Source organism: Candidatus Phyllobacterium onerii (genome assembly GCF_028331445.1).
In the GTDB taxonomy this organism is placed as follows: Bacteria; Pseudomonadota; Alphaproteobacteria; order Rhizobiales; family Rhizobiaceae; genus Phyllobacterium; species Phyllobacterium onerii.
In genome coordinates this window covers 82,731-102,097 of record NZ_JAQMHX010000006.1, presented here as the reverse complement: position 1 = coordinate 102,097, position 19,367 = coordinate 82,731, and the positions used below count along the sequence as shown (strand labels likewise).

Below are 19,367 nucleotides of genomic sequence, written 5' to 3'. Positions count from 1 at the left end.
TCAACACCCGGCTCACGATTCATGGCATGATTCATCGGAGAATCACGCATTTATTTATCGCTAAAGGCGTTTCGTGATCCGCGTCACATGGCCCATCTTGCGACCCGGACGTGCTTCCGCCTTGCCATAGAGTTGCACGACTGCGCCGGCCTCCTTGAGGATTTCTGGAACTTTTGCGATATCGTCACCGATCAGGTTCTCCATGACACAATCGGAATGCCGCCTCGTATCGCCGAGCGGAAGGCCCGTGATTGCCCTGATATGCTGTTCGAATTGCGATACGGCGCAGGCCGCTTCAGTCCAGTGACCGGAATTATGCACGCGCGGGGCAAACTCGTTCGCCAGTACAGTCCCATTGGCGAGCACGAAGAATTCCATGCCGGCAATGCCCACATACGTCAGGCCCTCCAACAGTTTACGTGCTGCATCGGCGGCAAGGCCCGCAACGGTCGATGATACCGAGACCGGCACTGTCGAGGTCGCAAGAATGCCATTCTTGTGGACGTTCTCGGTGATGTCATAAGTCTTTATATTGCCGGCTTCGTCCCGAGCCGCGATGACGGAAATTTCACAGACAAAATCGACCAGCGCTTCCAGGATGGAGGGGACACTGCCAATGGCAGCGAATCCTTTTTTGGCGTCCTCACCTTTTTTACCGGAAAACTTGACCTGCCCCTTGCCGTCATAGCCGAAACGACGTGACTTGAGGATGCCTTTGCCACCGAACGCCAGCAGAGCCGCTTCAAGGTCGCCCTCGTTCTCGACACTGAGCCATTGTGTCGTCTGGATCCCCGCATTGTTTAGAAAGCGCTTTTCGCTGACGCGGTCCTGTGAGACTTTCAAGGCCCCCGGCGATGGAAACACAGGTTTGATTTCACTGAGTATTTCGGCCGAATCGACAGGAACATTTTCGAATTCATAGGTGATGACGTCACAGAGTTCGGCAAGTTGTTCAAGCGCATTCCGATCGTCATAGGCCGCAACGATATGTTCGTTTGCGACTTGCGCCGCCGGACAATTTTCCTGCGGTTCTAGAATGACAGTTTTGTAACCGAGTCGAGCCGCCGCCATGGCAAGCATACGGCCAAGCTGACCGCCACCGATGATACCAATCGTTGATCCTGGGGAAATCATTCTTACGCCTCGTCAGAAGGTCTCAACGCGACCTTGTCGCTCTGTGCCTTGCGGAAATCATCCAGTCGCTTTGCCAGCGGGGCATCGTTCAAGCTCAGAACCGCAGCGGCCAGCAGAGCGGCATTGACCGCACCGGCTCGGCCGATCGCCAAAGTGCCAACGGGGATACCGGCCGGCATCTGCACGATCGACAGGAGTGAATCCTGCCCGGAAAGCGCCTTGGATTCCACCGGCACGCCAAACACCGGCAACGCCGTCATCGATGCGGCCATTCCCGGCAGGTGAGCAGCCCCACCCGCGCCCGCGATAATCACCTTGAAACCGGCTTCGCGCGCGCCCTTGGCGAAGCTTACAAGTCTGTCAGGGGTTCTGTGCGCGGAAACAATGCGGTCGTCATGAGAGACGCCGAGACTGTCCAGCGTTTCGGCAGTGTGACGCATGGTTGCCCAATCCGACTGGCTTCCCATGATGATTGCAACATCGGCGCGTTTGTCAGCCATTGAGCATCCTGTAAATCTGTCGGGAGGAATTAACGGAAAAGACGGACCGCCGCAAGCTGGCGACGAAACCGCAATATTCAGGTTTAAGGTCAGGCGATAATGTCGGGAGTGATCTTGTCTTCAAGCTCGATGAGCTTGTCTTTGATGATGAGCTTCTTCTTCTTCATTCGCTGGATACGAAGCTGGTCACACCCAACCTGGATCATTGCTTGTATGGCGGCATCGAAGTCCAGATGCTCCTGTTTCAATCTTGCGACTGCCAATCGAACGTCAGCCTGATCCTGGTCGGACATGCAGTGATTCCCGGTATTTCGCTATAAAAAGAATCGCGTCTCTGGTTGTGGACAACCTGTCCTGGCCAGCACGTCGCCATATCATATTTCAAGGAACAAGAAAATCCTACGAAACAAATTCGACAATTGCTTAAAGTGATGGCACAGTGTCACGGCTCTGTCATAAACTTGCTGCTTGGCAAGTAGAGCATGCATACGTGACGAAACCAACCAAGGGAGAAGCCGGATGGCCATTGAGTCTCATCTTGAAACGCTTGAACGTAAGCATGGAGCGCTCGAAAAGGAAATTTCCGACGCGCTGTTAAGTCCCGCCTCCGACGACCTGACGATCAGCAATATGAAACGACGCAAGCTGGTGCTCAAAGAGCAGATTGAAAGACTGAAAGCAGCCGTCACTCACCACTAACGATCCGGAAGGACCGCAGAATTCCAGTCGATAGCTTGAAGAAGCGTCATACTGGCAGTTAGAAAAAACCCGGTTCCCGCAAAGGCGGTGAGCCGGGTTTTTCTCGTCGATGGGCACCGAAGTGCAGAAGATCGCATCAAAGGTCCGTCAGGGTGGAAAAATCAAAAGGACTTACTCGTTCCAGAACTGGTCGAGCCACAGGTTCAGATAAAGGAACCCGTTGTCATCGACAGCATAGATCCGCCGCGTGCCTTCGGCTTTGACTGATACCAGCCGCGCGTCCAGAAGCGCCTTGAGGTGTTGGGAGACGGCGGGACGGGAAATCGGCAGGCCGGTCGCCAATTCATTCACGGTTTTTGGTCCGCGTCTGAGCTCCTCGAGCAGATAGCGGCGGTTTGGATCAGAAATTGCTGCAAAGGCATCCGTTTCGACCATCCGGAATAGTCATTTTAAACCAGCGGCAATGTCAACGGATTTCGACCGAATTGAAAACTATTCGGGTAATGTCTCTGCACGAGGATCCAGCCTCACCCCTTCGGGCGTCACACGTTCGGAATGAACAGTCTGGAAGTTATCGCGCAGTTCAATCGGCACAGGTGCACGCATTCTGGATCGTATGATCGCGTGAGCCATGATCGAAATATGCGCCAGCGCCGTGATGGCAAACAGGCCTTCAGGTGCAACGCTCTCCATCGCCCACGCGCCAAGTATCGGCCCAATCATGGTGCCAAAACCATAGAGCAGCAACAATCCGCTTGTGACCTTGATGAAGCTTTGCTGATCGGAAAAATCATTCGCATGGGCAACAGCCACCGGGTAGAGCGTATAGGCGAGGCCGCCATAGATCGCGGTCATGATCAGAATGGTCGTGGCATGCCTGGGTGCGATCAGGAAGATCAACAGGCCGATCAGCGCCGCAGCACCGCCGACGAAGGCCAGTACGTACCGCCTGTCGGTGCGATCCGACATGCGGCCGACCGGGATCTGCATGAGCGCACCGCCCATGACCGAAGCGCTCATCATCAGAGCGATCTCGGTGGTCGATATGCCCGTCGCCGCGCCATAAACGGCGCCGAGCGTTCCAAACGCACCATTGGCGATGCCGATCAGAATACAGCCGAGGAAAGCCACCGGTGAATTGCGATAAAGTGCCTTCAGATCAAGCTGCACTTCGGTCAGTGGCTTCGGGCTGCTGGCCGTAGAAATCGCGGTCGGGATAAGTGCTAGACAGAAGAGAATGCCGGACATCATGAAGAACGTGCCCGTATGCACGTCGCCGAAGCCGATCATCATCTGCCCGACAGTGATAGAACCAAAATTCACCACCATGTAGAGACCGAAAATTTGCCCGCGATTGGCATTGGTCGCGCGCTCGTTCAGCCAGCTCTCGATCACCATGTAGGAGCCCGCCATGGCAAAACCGGTCAAAGCGCGAAGGACGATCCAGGCGGTCGAATCGACCAGAATTCCCGTAAGCAGCGCCACAATCGCGGCGATCGATGCAAAGGCGCTGAAGGCACGGACGTGCCCGACACGGCGCACAAGCCGCGGCGCTAGCAGGCAGGACGTGATGAACCCGCCCGCCCAAGCTGTTCCCAAAAGACCGAGAGACGTCGTCGAAAAACCTTCCGCGCCACCGCGCAAGGGCAACAGCAACCCGTGGAGACCGGATGCCATAACGAGGAAGGAGGTGCCGCAGAGGAGCGCGAAGACCTGAATGAACGAACGGAACACGGCAAACCCTTCAAGCGAATGGGGAATGGAGCCAGCCTGGAGCAGGCTGGTGATGACTTCGTCTCAATCAGCAATGCGGAGATTTTAGGTCACCCGCAAAACTTTGTAGGCCTCAGCGGAACAGGGCCTCAGCAGCGACCTTGCTATCACCCTTGCGTGACCGCTCTTCCTCAAGACGTGTGATCTCGGAACGCAGCAGGACAATCCGCTCGTCAAGTTCGGCAACCGATAACAGCGACAAGTCCTGCCCGATGTCGTGGACAATCTTGCGCCTTGGTTCTTCGTCGAAAAGTGACATTATTTCCTCCACTTGTCGTCCTAGTGTTCGAGGATACAGCCCAACTGCTTGGAATTGCAAACCATTCCGGCGAATCAATCCAGAGGGAGATCACCATGGCCGAAACAATTCCGACGACGATGACGGCGGTCGAAATCACCGCGCCGGGCGGCCCCTTGGTCCTGAAGCCGGGCGAGCGCAGCGTTCCGGAGCCGAAAGCCGGTGAGCTTCTCGTCAAAGTACGCGCCGCCGGGGTCAACCGGCCTGATGTGCTGCAGCGGCAAGGGTTTTATCCGCCGCCGGCGGGCGCTTCCGACATTCCTGGTTTGGAAATCGCCGGCGATGTTGTCGCGGTTGGCGAAGGTGTAACGCGATTTCGCGTTGGCGAACGTGTCACGGCGCTCGTTGCAGGCGGGGGCTACGCTCAATATTGCGTGGTACATGAAACCAACGCATTGCCGATCCCAGCGGGTTACGGCTTCATTGAAGCCGCCGCAATTCCGGAAACCTATTTCACCGTCTGGCACAATGTGTTCGAGCGCGGCGGCTTGCAGAGCGGCGAAACCTTTCTCGTGCATGGCGGATCGTCCGGAATAGGCACCACGGCAATCCAGCTGGCCAAGGCCTTCGGGGCCACAGTAATCACCACTGCGGGTTCGGACGAGAAATGCGAAGCCTGCCGGAAACTCGGGGCTGACCGCGCTATCAATTATCGCAGTGAAGACTTCGTCGAGGCGGTCAAGGAGGCGACTGGCGGCAAGGGTGTCAACCTCACTCTCGATATGGTGGGTGGCGATTATACGGAGCGCAATTATGAGGCCGCAGCGCTTGATGGCCGTATTGTGCAGATTGCCTTCCTGAACGGCGCCAAAGTCACAACTGATATATCGAAGCTTATGGTCAAGCGTCTGACCCATACAGGGTCCACCCTTCGCAACCGTCCGGTCGAGTTCAAGGCGGGGATCGCACGCGAACTCGAGCTCAAAGTATGGCCCCTGCTGGTCGAGCGCCGTGTGGCGCCGGTGATCGACATGATCTACCCGCTGCATGAAGCCTGGCGGGCCCATGAACGCATCGAGGACGGGCACCATATCGGCAAGATCGTGCTCGATGTGAGCTGATTGAAATGAAAAACGTCCACCCTCCTATTCGGGAGGATGGACGCAAGCCGGTAAACTGGCTCAGTTTGTTGCCTGAACCTTACCTATGTTGAAGAAGATGGTTTCGCCGGAAGAACCGTCGACGCCGTCATTGTCGGTCACCGCATAACCATTGCCGTCGATGTCGACGGTAAAGCCCTCAAGCTTCTCGGCGACATAGCCATTGCTGGCCTTGAGGTCACCCATGAAGTCATGCGCCAGCGTCTTCTCCACCACTGGAAGCTTTTCGCCGATCTTGGCAGGCTTCAGCCCGTCGAGCGCCACGCGATACAAATGCTTGTTGACGGCGTTTGCACCGACCTGATTGTCGCGTTCGATGATGTAAAGCTGGCCATCATGCGCAGTGATTTCGGACAGTCCTACCCAGCCCTTTTCAGTCTTGTCGAGTGGATAGGAAACGGCGCTCCATTCCTTCTTTTTGATGTCGTAGCGCAGGAGCTTGACGAAACCCTTCGCGTCGTCCTTCCATTCGCGCTGGATCGGCATCCAGAGCACAGCGTCATCGCCTTCGCCAACACGGGTGATTCCTTCGAGACCGTAGCGGATCTGGTTTGGCAGCAGGTCGTCCGGCAGCGCGATTTCTTTCTTGATTTCGCCCTTGTCGTTCACATTGAGGATTGCATGCGGGACAAGCTTCGCCTGATCACCCTCGTTGGCGAGCCAGAAACCGCCATCGCCATCCGTGGTAATACCTTCAAGATCGAGCTTCTGGGCAGCCTGGCCACCACGTTTGACCACCAGTGCGTTGGTGATTTTTGCCGGGGTCTGCTTGGCATCGATCGTGTAGATTGTCGGCGCGGAATAATAAATCGAATCCGACACGGCATATAGCTTGCCGGATTCCTTCAGGTCACCGACGAGACCAGATAGCGCGCCCCAGCCAACAGGCGTCCCATCATCTTTCGCTGTAGAGACGATCAGCGGATAATTGGGCTTCTGATCCTTGAGCTCATAGATCATGACGTGCGAGCGGGCGCCGCCATCTTCGACGAGGTCCGATTCATTCGCCGTAATCAGGAGATTGCGCGACGGGATCGCCAGAACGCCTTCCGGCCCAATGCCCGAGGGCAGAAGTTGAACGAATTCCGGATCAGCGCCCGTGTCCTTGTAAACGCCGACCATGGATGCGCGTTCGCTCGCGACGAAGAGATAGGGCGTATCGCCAAACTTGGCGAATTCGGCTCCTTCGAGCTCAACACCCTTTTTGTTGCGCTTGTCCGGATAATGTCCGGCTTCCGCAATCTTGTATTCGAGCGAAGGGCCGGACTCGTAGGCTACCTTGCCGTCCTTCGTGAAGATGGTGAAACTGCGCGAACCACCTTTGTAATCGCCTTCATTGGCGACAACGAAGCGATCATTGTCAAGCCACTTGACGGTGTCCGGCTCGCGGAGCACACCCTTCATGCTGCCGTCAAACTTGAAAGCCCCGTCATTCTTCACATCGATCTTGTCCAGATCGACAGTACCAGCGGAGAAATGGCTGACGATCTTGCCGGTCGCCGCGTCGACAACGGCAATGTGATTGTTCTCCTGTAGTGTCACCGCAATCTGATTCTGACTGTTGATGGAAACGAATTCCGGTTCCGCGTCCGTTGGTGCAATCTCCGAAAGACCCGTCAAGTCCACCGTTTTCATGGTTGCGCAGTCCGGGGCGCCGTCTTTCAGCGAGAATATCTTGAGGTTGCCCGAGGGCATCTGCGGTATTTCGCCATCGTTCAATTCTTCGTCGCGTTCATTCTCGATGACTACGGCGGCAAAGGTCTTGTCAGGGGAGATGGCAACCGAATCCGGCTGTCCGCCGAGGTCGCAGGTCGCGTTGACCTTGCGTTTGGCAATATCAATGACGTCGAGCCGGCCTGAAGGTTTGGCTTTGCTTTCGGACGTATTGACAGCGGCCAGAACATTTCCGCCAACAGTCGCAACCGAAGTTGGCTCACCCTCGACCTTGATGATCCCACCCGCCTGCGGCTTGGCCGGATCGGTGATGTCAACGAAGCCGATAGCGCCATAGGGGCTGTCGGAATAGATCAGCGTCTTACCATCTTCCGATGCAGTGATGATTTCCGACGATGTCGGCTTCGACTTGTCTGCATCCTTCGGCAGATTGTCCGCCACCGGGAAACTCGCGATTCGATTGAAAATCGGTTCGGCAGCGGCGGGAATGGCAACGGACGCCGCCAGGGCAGTCCAGAGACCAAGATAGAGCGATTTGCGCGACATGTTTGGTAAACCTCCTGTTTTTGTTGGGGGATGGTTCGCCTAGCCGCATTGCAACGGAATGACAGTTTCGTGACAGTTTGATGAAACGCCCGGTTGTACCCGTTTGTGATCGAAACCGATTCTTGCTCATCGAACAAAATAACGCTATATAGGCGCCGAATTCCCGGAAATTGTGGTTGAACCCACGTCCCGCGCCCCCGGAGCGGACGAACGAGAGGACTATATCTATGGCCACCCAGCTTCTAATGCCAAAGGCAACGGCCGTCTGGCTTGTCGACAATACTGCGCTGTCCTTCGATCAGATCGCTGCATTCTGCAAGCTGCATCCGCTCGAAGTGAAGGCAATTGCGGATGGCGAATCCGCCCAGGGCATCAAGGGTCTTGATCCATTGATCACTGGTCAGTTGTCGCGCGAGGAAATTGCCAAGGGCGAGGCTGATCCCAACTACAAGCTGAAAATTCTCGAGCCGAAGGTTCGCGTTCCGGAAACCAAGCGCAAGGGTCCGCGCTATACACCGCTATCGAAGCGCCAGGATCGCCCGAATGCCATTCTCTGGCTGGTTCGCAACCACCCGGAATTGAAGGACGCGCAGATTTCGCGCCTGATCGGTACGACGAAATCCACCATCGAACAGATCCGCAACCGTACGCACTGGAATTCAAACAACCTTCAGCCGATGGATCCGGTCACCCTCGGCCTGTCCTCGCAGATCGATCTCGACATCGAGGTGGAACGTTCATCCCGCGGACGGCCGGTACAGCAGCCAGGCGAGGGTGGCGATACGCTGCTCCCTGCATCGGCAACCGAAAACCTCGACATTCAGCCAACGGTCCGCGAAGAGGACCAGGAGCTCGACGCCGACAAGGTATTCGCCAAGCTGTCGTCCCTCAAGGGCCACCAGGAAAACGACGACGAAGAATAGACTTCACAAAAGCAAAACAATTGAAAAAGCCCGGCATTGCCGGGCTTTTTTCATGAAACACGAGCCTTGGTATCGGGTGTTTCGCTCAGCTCTACACGGCGGTAGAAATCCGCCAGCGTCTTGCCGCGCTCCTGGCGGAAAATTCTGTCGATCTTCTCGACCTTGGCGATCCGGTCAATGCGGAACGTACGAAAATCATTGCGCAGTTCGCACCAGCTGATCAGTGTCCACACTTTGCCCCAGAACCATAGACCGAGCGGCCGGATGTCACGGGCACTCTCGTTGCCGTCGAGATCAGTATAAGTGATCGAAAGGATACGGCATTGTTCAGCGGCGTTCTCCGCAAGGTCGATGAGTGCCCGGTCGTTGTCACTGATGTTATAGCTGGTCGAATGAACATGGGTATTCGTAATGCGCGGGCGCTCTTCTTTGGGCAGAACGGCGCCTATCTTGATAATGGCTTCCTCCGCGGCGCGGGCCATGGATGCACCACCCCAGGCCGTAATCAACCGCGCACCAGCAACGAGCGCCACAACTTCATCGCGCGTAAACATCAGTGGCGGCAGATCGAAACCCTCGCGCAGGATGTAGCCGACGCCGGCCTCGCCATCAATCGGCACGCCGGTCGATTGCAGATCAGCGATGTCACGGTAGATCGTGCGCTCGGATACCTCGAGCTTTTCGGCAAGCTGACGTGCGGTTACCAGGCGCCCGCCGCGCAGCTTCTGCACAATCTGGAAAAGGCGGTCAGCCCTGCGCATTGTCGGTCCTATACTCTCTGGCGATGAATTCGCGCATCTCCGCAACCTGCCCGGCCTTTTCAGGGTAAAGAGCTTCGAGGAAATTGGTCGTGAATGTGCCGGGTGCAGATCCTGGAGCGCTGACAATGTGCGCGTCCCGCACCGCATGGGGAACATCCTGGTAAAGCGAAGATCCCGAGTAGTCGCTTATCTTTGACTGTATCCAGCCGGCGCCATTGCTCGTATGTTTTCGCCCTTCAAAAAGCCCAGCGCGAGCCAAAGCCAACGTCCCGCCGCAAATGCCGCCAACGATGCCGCCGCGTGCCAGTGTGGCGCTCAATAACGGCGCAATGTCAGGAGCATCCTCGCTCGGCCAGGTCTCTGCACCGATGACTGCAACCGCATCGAGGTCGGCATTTTCTTCGGGCGCGACACCGCGATCCGGCACCAGTCTGAGGCCGCCAATGGATTTGACCGGACCGGTCGACGGTGACAGCGCTACGGTACGTGCGCTAAACCAGTCGACCGCCGATCCTGAAAGCAATCCAAATTCCCAATCGGCGAATTTATCGACGAAAACGAACCCGATCGTCTTTTTCTGCTCCATATCTTTCGCTCCCATTTTGCCGATTATCTCAGCATTCTAGTCCGAAATAACCCGATTTGCTGACTTTTCTCGGCCGGCGAGCCTTCGGCCATCCAAGCTGCCATGGAGCGAGGTCGGAGCTGGCACTTTCCGTGCCAGCCTCCTTTTCTTTCATGGAGCCTCGACGTGCGAGACGTTCGGCATAGGCATCCGGCCAGCCAATATCCTTCAGGATATGCTCGGGAAGCGTACTGATATGACGCTCCGTACGCATTTCTTCACGATACGCAGTGAAATCCGAAAGCAGACGCTTTACTGTGCGGGTAATGCCAAAATCAACGTAAGTCATATCCCTGTCTCCTTTTGACTACGGAGACACTATCGCACACCCCTCCTGACAACCTTCTGTCAGTAGGGTGTCATGAGTGCGGATTAATTTTTGACACCGATCCCGCGTGCATTGAGCACCAACTTGATCTCCTCAAGGATCGCGGGATCATCGATCGTGGCCGGCATATTCCACGACTCCTGATCGGCAATCTTCTGCATCGTGCCCCGCAAAATCTTGCCGGAGCGCGTTTTAGGCAGGCGCTTTGCCGTCAGTGCCGTCTTGAAAGCCGCTATCGGACCGATCTTGTCCCGAATCAGTGCGACGCAATCCTGTTCGATCTCGGTCTCGTCCCGCGTCACACCGGATTTGAGCACGATGAAGCCGCAAGGCACCTGCCCTTTCAAATGATCGGCAATGCCGATCACAGCACATTCGGCGACGTCCGGGTGGCTTGAAAGCACCTCCTCCATCGCGCCGGTGGAAAGGCGATGCCCGGCAACATTGATGATGTCGTCGGTACGGCTCATGATGTAGACATAGCCCTCTTCATCGATGATCCCGGCGTCGGCAGTCTTGTAGTAACCGGGAAATTCGGTGGTGTAAGCCTCGCGAAAACGCTGGTCGGCATTCCACAACGTCGGCAGGCATGCGGGCGGCAACGGCAGCTTGACAACGATATTACCGAGTTCGCCGCGTTTCACCGGATGCCCTGCATCGTCAAGCACCTGCACGTCATATCCCGGCATCGGCACTGTCGGCGAACCGTATTTGACCGGCAGCATTCCGAGCCCGGCTGGATTGGCGGCCATCGGCCAGCCGCTCTCTGTCTGCCACCAATGATCGATGACTGGAACGCCGAGTTTTTCCTCCGCCCATTTGATCGTGTCCGTGTCGGCGCGCTCCCCGGCCAGGAACAAGTATTTCAGCGACGAGATATCATGCTTGCCGATGAACTCGCCTTTAGGATCTTCCTTCTTGATGGCCCGAAAGGCCGTCGGCGCCGTGAACAGCACCCTGACTTTGTGCTCGGAGATAATGCGCCAGAACGTACCCGCATCCGGCGTTCCAACCGGCTTGCCCTCATAGACGATGCTCGTTGCCCCGATGAACAGAGGCGCATACGCGATATAGGAATGGCCCACGGCCCAGCCTATGTCTGAAGCCGCCCAGAACACGTCGCCCGGCCTTGTGTCATAGATCGCGCCCATGGACCAGGCAAGCGCCACCAGATGCCCGCCATTGTCGCGCACGACGCCCTTGGGCTGGCCGGTCGTACCGGAAGTGTACAGAATATATAGCGGGTCCGTCGCCTTCAGCGCGGCGCATGGCACTTCACGTCCCGCTGCAGCGTCAACCGCCTTCGCATAATCGAAATCGCGTCCCTCGACCATCTCGTGCGGCTGCTGCGGGCGAACGAGGATCAGGCAGGCGCTGACCTTATGTTTAGCCTGCTCCATAGCCTTGTCGAGCATGGGCTTATAGGCGACGACCCGCCCCGGTTCGAGGCCGCAGGAAGTCGCTATGATCATCACCGGTTTAGCGTCCTCGATGCGCGTAGCAAGCTCATGCGCGGCGAAGCCACCAAAGACCACGGAATGCACAGCCCCAATGCGAGCGCAGGCAAGCATCGCGACAACGGCCTCCGGCACCATGGCCATGTAGATGATGACGCGGTCGCCCTTTTTGACTCCCTTGTCTGTCAGAACTGCTGCCAGCGCATTGATATCGCTCAAAAGCTCCGCATAGGTGATCTTGCGCTGGGTCCCGGTCACTGCGCTGTCGTGGATGAGTGCAAGCTGATCGCCGCGCCCCTGCGCCACATGGCGATCTACGGCGTTGTAGCAAGTGTTGCACTCAGCACCCACATACCAGCGGCCATAGGGCCCGTCATCGGCATCGAACACCTTTTCCCATGGCCGGATCCAATCGATCGCCACGGCGGCATGAGCCCAAAATGCCTCCGGGTCAGACTGCCATTCCTGATAGATTTCTTTGTATCGCGATGTCATGCGTATCCTCCCGGCTCAGAGCATCCCTAATGTGCCACGCAGAGTCAAAGGTGGAATTGACAATCGCACATGGATCGCCCACTCCTCGGCCCACCGATCATCCGCGCGGGTAAAATGCCTCCATGACCAAAATCCTGCCTCTGGTGCTGATCCTGATGATGGCGTTGCACATCATCAAACCGTTGGGCTGGCCGGGATTGAAAAAACGCGGTGATTTCTGGAAGATAGCCGCCGGTGCCATTCTTGCGATGTTCGCGCTCGTCCTGCTCGGACATGCAGGCTATTGATTATCCACCGGATCGCTTTCCATGCCTGGCAGGTTGAGAATATAGGGCACGAGATGTTTCGCCCAGGCATCATATCCAAGCGCCGATGCATGGAAGCCGTCGCTGGAAAAGCCTTCCGGTCCCTCTATCGGCAGACGCGCCGCAGGTATTGCCATGCGCTCGCGGCAAAGCCGTTCTCCCAGTCTGTTGATTGCACTCGCCCTTGCTTCAAGGATGCGGCCGAGCAGAGGCGGCATGGCCGGAACATCGCGAAAATCGATGACCTTCGACCAGACGATATGCGCTTCCGGCCACTTCGCCTTGAGCGCGTAGAGCAGTCCGCCAAACTCGCGCTTGAAGCGCGGCAGTGAATGGAAATTCTTGGCGTCGTTGGTGCCGGTCGTCAGCACGATATGGGTCCACATGCCACGCTCGAGATTGGGCACGACGTGATCGCGCAATTGGCCGGACGTCGCCGAATTGAAGCCCGCGGTGCGCCAGATGATCTTGCGCCCGGTTCGCCCCTGCAGATGCACCGCAAGCCGCACGCAAAGGCCCTGCCATGCATCGGTTACACCAACACCGGCTGCGGACGAATCGCCAATCACGAGCAGCCTGATTGCCGGGTCCTTGCCAGCTATCTCACCTATGGGCAGGTTGCTTGGCGGCAGCATACGCTCTGTTTTCCGCCGCACGCTCGTGCCCTGCCAAGCGTAAACAGGGTAGAGCAGCCAGCTGACCAGCGGATGGAACGGCGAAGGTTTCATTAGCAGGCAAATACCTCCCTTGCCATTTATGCATTCGCCTGAATGCATAAATGCTACAATAACACATTGGATTTCCACGCATAAATGTTTCCGTTATAAATCCCGGCCGGCAAATGGTGCGCAAAAAACCCGGGCTGATTGTCCAGCCCGGGCTCCATCAGATACGTTTTTGGATAAAAAACGCTTAAGCTGCTTTCTCGAGGTCTTTTTTCCAGCCGCCCGTTGCGGCAAGACTGTTCATCTTCGCGCGGTGGGTAAAGGCGCGCTGGCCCGCTGCAACGTTCTCGGGTTTACCATTCCAGGCGCTCAAGGCAGCTGCCTGCAGTGCGCGGCCATAGGAGAATGAGAGCTTCCATGGCAGCGTGTAATTGGCATTCATCGCCGAAAGATGCGCGGTGGCTTCCTCGTCATTCTGGCCACCAGAAAGGAATGTGATGCCTGGAACTGCCGCCGGGACGGTTGATTTCAACAGCCGCACGGTTTGTTCGGCTACCTGCTCGACCGAAGCCTTGCGGGCATTCTTGCCGTCGATGACCATGTTTGGCTTCAGGATCATGCCTTCCAGCACAACGCGCGCATCATAGAGCTCATCGAAAACCGTCTTCAGAACCCATTCCGTGACTTCATAGCAGCGTTCGATGGAATGCGTGGCAGGCTTGCCATCCATCAGCACTTCCGGCTCGACGATCGGCACGATACCGGCCTCCTGGCAAAGCGCGGCATAGCGCGCCAGTGCCTGTGCGTTCTGTTTGACCGCGCCCCAGGTTGGGATACCGTCGGCGATACCGATCACACCGCGCCATTTGGCGAAACGCGCACCAAGCTTGTAATATTCGCCAAGCCGTTCGCGCAGTCCGTCGAGACCTTCAGTGATCGTCTCATCGGTGAAACCGGCAAGTGGCTTCGCACCCGCATCGACCTTGATGCCGGGAATGCAGCCATCAGCTTGAAGAAGTTTGACGAACGGCGTTCCGTCCTTGGCACTTTGCCGAATGGTCTCGTCGTAAAGAATGACCCCGGAGATATAATCCTTCATCGCTTCATTGGAACGAAACAGCATTTCGCGATAATCCCGCCGGCTATCGGCAGTCGATTCCAGCCCGATCGTGTCGAACCGCTTCTTGATTGTTCCTGTACTTTCATCAGCAGCAAGCAGACCCTTGCCGTCGGCAACCATTGCAATCGCGATATCTTCCAGGCGTTCGCTCATCAGTTATATCACTCCATTTTCCCACATCGTGGGCCATAGCAGAAGCAAATGACAAACGGAACTATACACCAACTTATTGAAACGATTGAAATTTTTTCAACCGATTTAGAGAGATAACATTTTCTGTTGTTCATTAATCGTAGCGGGCGACGGATCCTCGAGAAGGATAGATATCTAGTGTTTTTTCAGAGCATCCACACCAGGCAGAGGTTTGCCCTCCATCCATTCGAGAAATGCCCCTCCCGCAGTCGAAACATAGCTGAAATGGTCTGCGACGCCAGCATGATTGAGAGCAGCGACGGTATCACCTCCGCCGGCGACTGACACGAGGTGCCCTGCCTTCGTCCGCGCGGCCACATGACGTGCAGCGGCAACCGTTGCATGATCGAACGGATGCAGTTCGAAGGCGCCGAGTGGCCCATTCCACACCAGTGTGGAAGCATCGTCGATGGCGCCCTTGATGCGCTCGATCGACTGCGGGCCGACGTCGAGAATCATGCCGTCATCTGGAATGGCGTCGAGACCATAGGCATGGAACGGTGCATTAGCCTCAAAATGCCATGCGACGATGGCATCGACAGGCAGGATGATGGTGCAATTGGCGGCATTCGCCTTGGCCATGATTTCCCGCGCTGTCGCGGCTAGATCGTGCTCGCACAGGGATTTCCCCACATTCACGCCCTGCGCAGCGAGAAACGTGTTGGCCATGCCGCCACCAATTACCAGTGCATCGACCTTTTGAACGAGGTTGCCGAGAAGGTCGAGCTTGGAAGATACCTTGGCGCCGCCGACAATGGCAACGACCGGGCGTTTTGGATTGCCCAAGCCCTTCTCCAGCGCCCGAAGTTCTGCCTCCATCGTGCGTCCCGCATAGGCGGGAAGCGCGCGCGCAAGCCCCTCAGTTGATGCATGGGCACGGTGGGCAGCCGAGAATGCGTCATTCACGTAGATATCGCCGAGCGCGGCCAGCGCTTCCACATAAGCCTGATCGTTCTTTTCCTCGCCCTTGTGGAAGCGGGTGTTTTCCAGGAGCAGAATGTCACCATTTTTGAGGGTGGCAACCGCTTCCGCAGCCTTGTCGCCAACGCTGTCTTCGGCAAATTGAACGCTGTGACCAATGACCTTCGACACCGCCAACGCTATTGGCTTCAGCGAGAATTCCGGCGTAGGACCATCCTTCGGGCGGCCGAAATGAGCCAGCAGGATGACTTTCGCGCCCTTTTTCGACAGTTCAAGAATGGTCGGCGCAACCCGCTCGATGCGGGTGGCATCGGTTACTTCGCCATTTGCTACGGGGACATTCAGATCAACGCGCACAAGCACGCGTTTTCCAGAGGCATCGGCATCATCTAGCGTCTTGAAAACAGTCATCGTCCTACCCTCATTTGAAATGGTACGCATGGTTAGCAGGCCAGATGGACAACAGCCTATCACGCCCCGCCACCGAAATTGGATCTCCGGGAGACCTCGTGAGAAATTCAACCTGATGGGTCAGCTGGTGCGGTTTGCGAGAACCGGAGCGCAGTGGACATTTAGGTCCATGAGCACCGGAAGCGCAGAAAATCGCATCAGATGGCCATCAGGATGGATTTACGAAGGTCTCAGATGACCTTGCCGAAAGCCACAGCCGTATCAGCCATCCGGTTCGAGAAGCCCCACTCGTTGTCGTACCAAGAGAGCACGCGCACGAATGTGCCCTCCAGCACCTTGGTCTGGCTTATGTGGAACACAGAAGAATGCGGGTCGTGATTGAAGTCGATCGAAACATTCGGCTCGTCTGTATAGCCAAGGATACCCTTGAGCTTGCCATTGGCAGCCGATTTGACGGCATCATTGATCTCCGCAACCGTCGTCGGCTTCTTGGCGACGAACTTGAAATCCACAACCGAAACATTCGGGGTCGGAACGCGTATTGAAGTACCGTCCAGCTTGCCATTGAGTTCTGGAAGAACGAGGCCCACGGCCTTGGCCGCACCGGTTGAGGTCGGGATCATCGACAGGGCTGCAGCACGGCCGCGATAGAGATCCTTGTGCATCGTATCGAGCGTCGGCTGGTCGCCGGTGTAGCTGTGGATCGTGGTCATGAATCCATGATCGATGCCGACGGCTTCGTTGAGAACATAGGCTACCGGCGCAAGGCAATTCGTCGTGCAGGACGCATTCGAAATGACCATATGGTCTTTCGTCAGTTTGTGGTCATTGACGCCGAAGACGACGGTCAGGTCGGCACCATCGGCAGGCGCCGAAACGATGACCCGCTTTGCACCGGCTTCAAGATGAGCAGCGGCCTTGTCGCGCGCGGTGAAGATACCGGTGCATTCGAGCGCGATATCAACGTCGAGCTCTTTCCACGGCAATTCGACAGGATTGCGTACGGCAGTAACCTTGATCGGTCCGCGGCCCACATCGATCGTGTCGCCATCGACCGTCACGGTTCCGGGGAAACGGCCGTGGACGCTGTCATAGCGCATCAGATGGGCATTGGTCTCGACCGGGCCGAGATCATTGATCGCAACGACCTCGATATCGGTGCGGCCGGATTCCACAATGGCGCGAAGAACGTTGCGGCCGATGCGGCCAAATCCGTTGATTGCAACGCGAACTGTCATTTGTATGTCTCCCTGGGTTTTGGGGCCCTTGAATGGATTATGCAGGAATGGTCTGGATTATTTCAACTTCGCTTCCGCCGCTGCGACGATTTGGTCCGCGGTGATACCGAAATGCTCGTACAGTGCTTCGATCGGGCCGCTGGCACCAAAGCCGGTCATCCCGACAAAGATGCCATCGATACCGATGAACCTGTCCCAGCCCATGCGGATGGCAGCTTCGACAGCAATCTTTACCGGCGCATCGCCGAGGATTTTGCGCTTGTACTCGTCGCTCGTCTGTTCAAAAAGTTCAAAGCAGGGAACGGAAACGACACGCGTCGGATGGCCGTCTTTTTCCAGCTGCGTGCGGGCATTGAGAGCTATTTCGACTTCCGAACCTGTCGCAAAGATGGTGACTTCGGCCTTGCCGCTTGCCGCTGCGAGCTCATAGGCACCATAGGCGCACATATTCTCCGCGATATATTCGGTCCGCACCGTCGGAAGATTCTGGCGGGTCAAAGCGATTGTCGAGGGTGTCTTGCGTGACTTGAGTGCCAATTCCCAGCATTCCGCCGTTTCGACGACGTCGGCCGGGCGGAAAACGTAATTATTGGGAATGGCACGCAGTGCGGCAAGATGCTCGACCGGCTGGTGTGTCGGCCCGTCTTCACCAAGACCAATTGAATCATGTGTCATCACGTAGACGACGCGAATGCCCATCAGACTGGAAAGTCGCATGGCGCCGCGCGCGTAATCGGAGAACGTCAGGAACGTACCCGAATAGGGAATGAGGCCGCCGTGCAACGAGATACCGTTCATCGCTGCAGCCATCCCATGCTCGCGAATGCCATAATGCACATAGCGCTGACCGTAATCTTCAGGGGTGATGTTGCTGGTCTGGCTGGTCTTGGTATTGTTGGAGCCTGTCAGATCTGCGGAACCGCCAATTGTTTCCGGCACAATCCCGTTGATGACTTCGAGGGCCATCTCGGAAGCCTTGCGGGTCGCAACCTTGGGCTTGTCTTCGGAAAGCTTCTTTTTGTAGGCCGAAATAGTTGCTTCGAAATTATCCGGCAAATCACCACTCAAACGGCGATCCCACTCGGAACGGATAGTCGAATCGACTTTGGCCAAGCGCTCATCCCAAGCCTTGTGTTCCTTCGCAGAACGCTGACCCGCGGCACGCCAATCATTGAGAATGTCGGCAGGGACGACAAAAGGCTCCGCCGTCCAGCCCAGCGCCTTGCGCGCGCCGGCAAGTTCCTCGGCGCCAAGCGGCGACCCATGAACCTTATTGGTACCAGCCTTCGTCGGCGCACCAAAACCGATGGTCGTCTTGCATGCAATGAATGTCGGCTTATCGGACTTGTGTGCCTTCTCGATTGCAGCAGCAATCGCATCCTGATCGTGACCGTCGACGCTGATGGAATTCCAGCCAGAAGCTTCGACGCGGGCACATTGATCGGTGTTGTCGGCGAGGGTAACCGGGCCGTCGATCGAAATATTGTTGTGATCCCAGAAAACGATCAACTTGTTCAGCTTGAGATGGCCGGCAAGCGCGATCGCCTCCTGGCTGATGCCTTCCATCAAACAGCCATCGCCAACGATGACATAGGTATGGTGGTCGACCAGATCGTCGCCGAAATGCGCATTCATGATGCGTTCGGAAAGCGCCATGCCCACGGAGTTGCCCAAACCTTGTCCAAGAGGACCTGTCGTGGTTTCAATACCGGCGGCATGGCCATATTCCGGATGACCGGCCGTACGCGATCCGAGCTGGCGGAAGTTCTCGATCTGCTCGATGGTAATGTCTTCGTAGCCCGTCAGATACAGAAGCGAATAGAGCAGCATCGAGCCATGGCCGGCCGAAAGCACGAAACGATCACGGTCGGGCCAATGCGGCGCTTTCGGATCGAACTTGAGGAAGCGGGTGAAAAGCACGGTCGCAATATCGGCTGCGCCCATGGGAAGGCCGGGATGGCCGGAATTGGCTTTTTCCACCGCGTCCGCTGAAAGGAAGCGGATTGCATTGGCCATTTGGTTGGATTTCTCAGAATTGGTCATGTTCACCGTCTTTCGAAGAGGAAAGGAGTGCCGTCTCTGGATGCCGGAAAGACAATATCCAAAAGGCACGCGACAAATAGCAGGTGTCTTCAGGGAGTCAATTAAACCTAAGGCAAAATGGCCTCGCCGACAAACGGGTCATTCGTCGCACGAGATTAT

The 19,367-nt window shown here is 56.6% G+C and carries 20 protein-coding genes; 4 read left to right on the top strand and 16 right to left on the bottom strand.

The window, feature by feature from the left end; translation table 11 throughout:
- Positions 1-60: 60 nt before the first annotated feature.
- The 3 genes from PHA01_RS15165 to PHA01_RS15155 form a co-directional block, all read right to left on the bottom strand.
- A complete protein-coding gene (locus tag PHA01_RS15165) occupies positions 61-1,134 on the bottom strand; it encodes a 5-(carboxyamino)imidazole ribonucleotide synthase (RefSeq protein WP_271896835.1) in 1,074 nt (357 codons plus the stop codon).
- 2 nt (positions 1,135-1,136) lie between these two features.
- A complete protein-coding gene (gene purE, locus PHA01_RS15160; RefSeq protein ID WP_271896833.1) occupies positions 1,137-1,634 on the bottom strand; it encodes a 5-(carboxyamino)imidazole ribonucleotide mutase in 498 nt (165 codons plus the stop codon).
- Positions 1,635-1,723: 89 nt separating this feature from the next.
- A complete protein-coding gene (locus PHA01_RS15155) occupies positions 1,724-1,927 on the bottom strand; it encodes a YdcH family protein (protein WP_271896831.1) in 204 nt (67 codons plus the stop codon).
- A gap of 226 nt (positions 1,928-2,153) precedes the next feature.
- Here PHA01_RS15155 and PHA01_RS15150 point away from each other — a divergent pair, with 226 nt between their 5' ends.
- Positions 2,154-2,333, top strand: a complete 180-nt coding sequence (locus PHA01_RS15150; protein ID WP_114431205.1) for a YdcH family protein — start codon at positions 2,154-2,156, stop codon at positions 2,331-2,333.
- Positions 2,334-2,504: 171 nt separating this feature from the next.
- On the opposite strand, the gene PHA01_RS15145 is transcribed toward PHA01_RS15150, so the two are convergent.
- The 3 genes from PHA01_RS15145 to PHA01_RS15135 form a co-directional block, all read right to left on the bottom strand.
- Positions 2,505-2,768 carry an ArsR/SmtB family transcription factor gene (locus PHA01_RS15145; RefSeq protein WP_271896828.1) on the bottom strand — a complete coding sequence of 88 codons (264 nt, stop codon included), beginning with the start codon at positions 2,766-2,768 and terminating at the stop codon, positions 2,505-2,507.
- A gap of 57 nt (positions 2,769-2,825) precedes the next feature.
- The gene (locus PHA01_RS15140) at positions 2,826-4,067 is read right to left on the bottom strand and encodes an MFS transporter (protein ID WP_271896826.1); all 1,242 of its coding nucleotides are present in this window, start codon (positions 4,065-4,067) and stop codon (positions 2,826-2,828) included.
- A gap of 112 nt (positions 4,068-4,179) precedes the next feature.
- On the bottom strand, positions 4,180-4,365 hold the full coding sequence (locus PHA01_RS15135) for a DUF1192 domain-containing protein (protein ID WP_112524575.1): 186 nt from the start codon (positions 4,363-4,365) through the stop codon (positions 4,180-4,182).
- Between the two features lie 95 nt (positions 4,366-4,460).
- On the opposite strand from PHA01_RS15135, the gene PHA01_RS15130 reads away from it, so the two are divergent.
- Complete coding sequence (locus PHA01_RS15130) at positions 4,461-5,465, top strand: NAD(P)H-quinone oxidoreductase (RefSeq protein ID WP_271896824.1); 1,005 nt, start codon at positions 4,461-4,463, stop codon at positions 5,463-5,465.
- Between the two features lie 60 nt (positions 5,466-5,525).
- Here the strand turns inward: PHA01_RS15130 and PHA01_RS15125 are convergent, their stop codons facing one another.
- A complete protein-coding gene (locus tag PHA01_RS15125) occupies positions 5,526-7,724 on the bottom strand; it encodes an esterase-like activity of phytase family protein (RefSeq protein WP_271896822.1) in 2,199 nt (732 codons plus the stop codon).
- A gap of 227 nt (positions 7,725-7,951) precedes the next feature.
- Here PHA01_RS15125 and PHA01_RS15120 point away from each other — a divergent pair, with 227 nt between their 5' ends.
- Complete coding sequence (locus PHA01_RS15120; protein ID WP_271896820.1) at positions 7,952-8,647, top strand: DUF1013 domain-containing protein; 696 nt, start codon at positions 7,952-7,954, stop codon at positions 8,645-8,647.
- 50 nt (positions 8,648-8,697) lie between these two features.
- Here the strand turns inward: PHA01_RS15120 and PHA01_RS15115 are convergent, their stop codons facing one another.
- From PHA01_RS15115 to PHA01_RS15100, 4 genes are all read right to left on the bottom strand, one after another.
- Positions 8,698-9,408: a helix-turn-helix transcriptional regulator gene (locus tag PHA01_RS15115; protein WP_271896818.1), complete on the bottom strand. Its 711-nt coding sequence runs from the start codon at positions 9,406-9,408 to the stop codon at positions 8,698-8,700.
- Positions 9,395-9,994, bottom strand: coding sequence for a DJ-1/PfpI family protein (locus tag PHA01_RS15110; RefSeq protein ID WP_271896817.1), 600 nt, complete (start codon positions 9,992-9,994; stop codon positions 9,395-9,397). Before PHA01_RS15110 ends, PHA01_RS15115 begins: the two co-directional genes overlap by 14 nt.
- A 28-nt stretch (positions 9,995-10,022) precedes the next feature.
- Positions 10,023-10,322 carry a DUF1127 domain-containing protein gene (locus tag PHA01_RS15105; protein ID WP_271897409.1) on the bottom strand — a complete coding sequence of 100 codons (300 nt, stop codon included), beginning with the start codon at positions 10,320-10,322 and terminating at the stop codon, positions 10,023-10,025.
- An 83-nt stretch (positions 10,323-10,405) separates the two neighbouring features.
- Positions 10,406-12,313, bottom strand: coding sequence for a propionyl-CoA synthetase (locus PHA01_RS15100; RefSeq protein WP_271896815.1), 1,908 nt, complete (start codon positions 12,311-12,313; stop codon positions 10,406-10,408).
- Between the two features lie 122 nt (positions 12,314-12,435).
- Between PHA01_RS15100 and PHA01_RS15095 the strand changes: the two genes are divergently transcribed.
- Positions 12,436-12,600 (top strand): hypothetical protein, encoded by a 165-nt coding sequence (locus PHA01_RS15095; protein WP_183665176.1) that lies wholly within the window; start codon positions 12,436-12,438, stop codon positions 12,598-12,600.
- Here the strand turns inward: PHA01_RS15095 and PHA01_RS15090 are convergent.
- The 5 genes from PHA01_RS15090 to tkt all read right to left on the bottom strand — a co-directional run bounded on the left by PHA01_RS15090 (position 12,594) and on the right by tkt (position 19,208).
- On the bottom strand, positions 12,594-13,346 hold the full coding sequence (locus tag PHA01_RS15090; RefSeq protein WP_271896814.1) for an SGNH/GDSL hydrolase family protein: 753 nt from the start codon (positions 13,344-13,346) through the stop codon (positions 12,594-12,596). The two genes, PHA01_RS15095 and PHA01_RS15090, sit on opposite strands and share 7 nt — an antisense overlap.
- 184 nt (positions 13,347-13,530) lie before the next feature.
- On the bottom strand, positions 13,531-14,556 hold the full coding sequence (locus tag PHA01_RS15085) for a class I fructose-bisphosphate aldolase (protein WP_271896812.1): 1,026 nt from the start codon (positions 14,554-14,556) through the stop codon (positions 13,531-13,533).
- 174 nt (positions 14,557-14,730) lie between these two features.
- On the bottom strand, positions 14,731-15,927 hold the full coding sequence (locus PHA01_RS15080; protein ID WP_271896810.1) for a phosphoglycerate kinase: 1,197 nt from the start codon (positions 15,925-15,927) through the stop codon (positions 14,731-14,733).
- A gap of 230 nt (positions 15,928-16,157) precedes the next feature.
- Positions 16,158-17,165, bottom strand: coding sequence for a type I glyceraldehyde-3-phosphate dehydrogenase (gene gap / locus PHA01_RS15075; protein WP_271896809.1), 1,008 nt, complete (start codon positions 17,163-17,165; stop codon positions 16,158-16,160).
- Positions 17,166-17,222: 57 nt separating this feature from the next.
- The gene (gene tkt, locus PHA01_RS15070) at positions 17,223-19,208 is read right to left on the bottom strand and encodes a transketolase (protein WP_271896808.1); all 1,986 of its coding nucleotides are present in this window, start codon (positions 19,206-19,208) and stop codon (positions 17,223-17,225) included.
- Between the last annotated feature and the right edge of the window lie 159 nt (positions 19,209-19,367).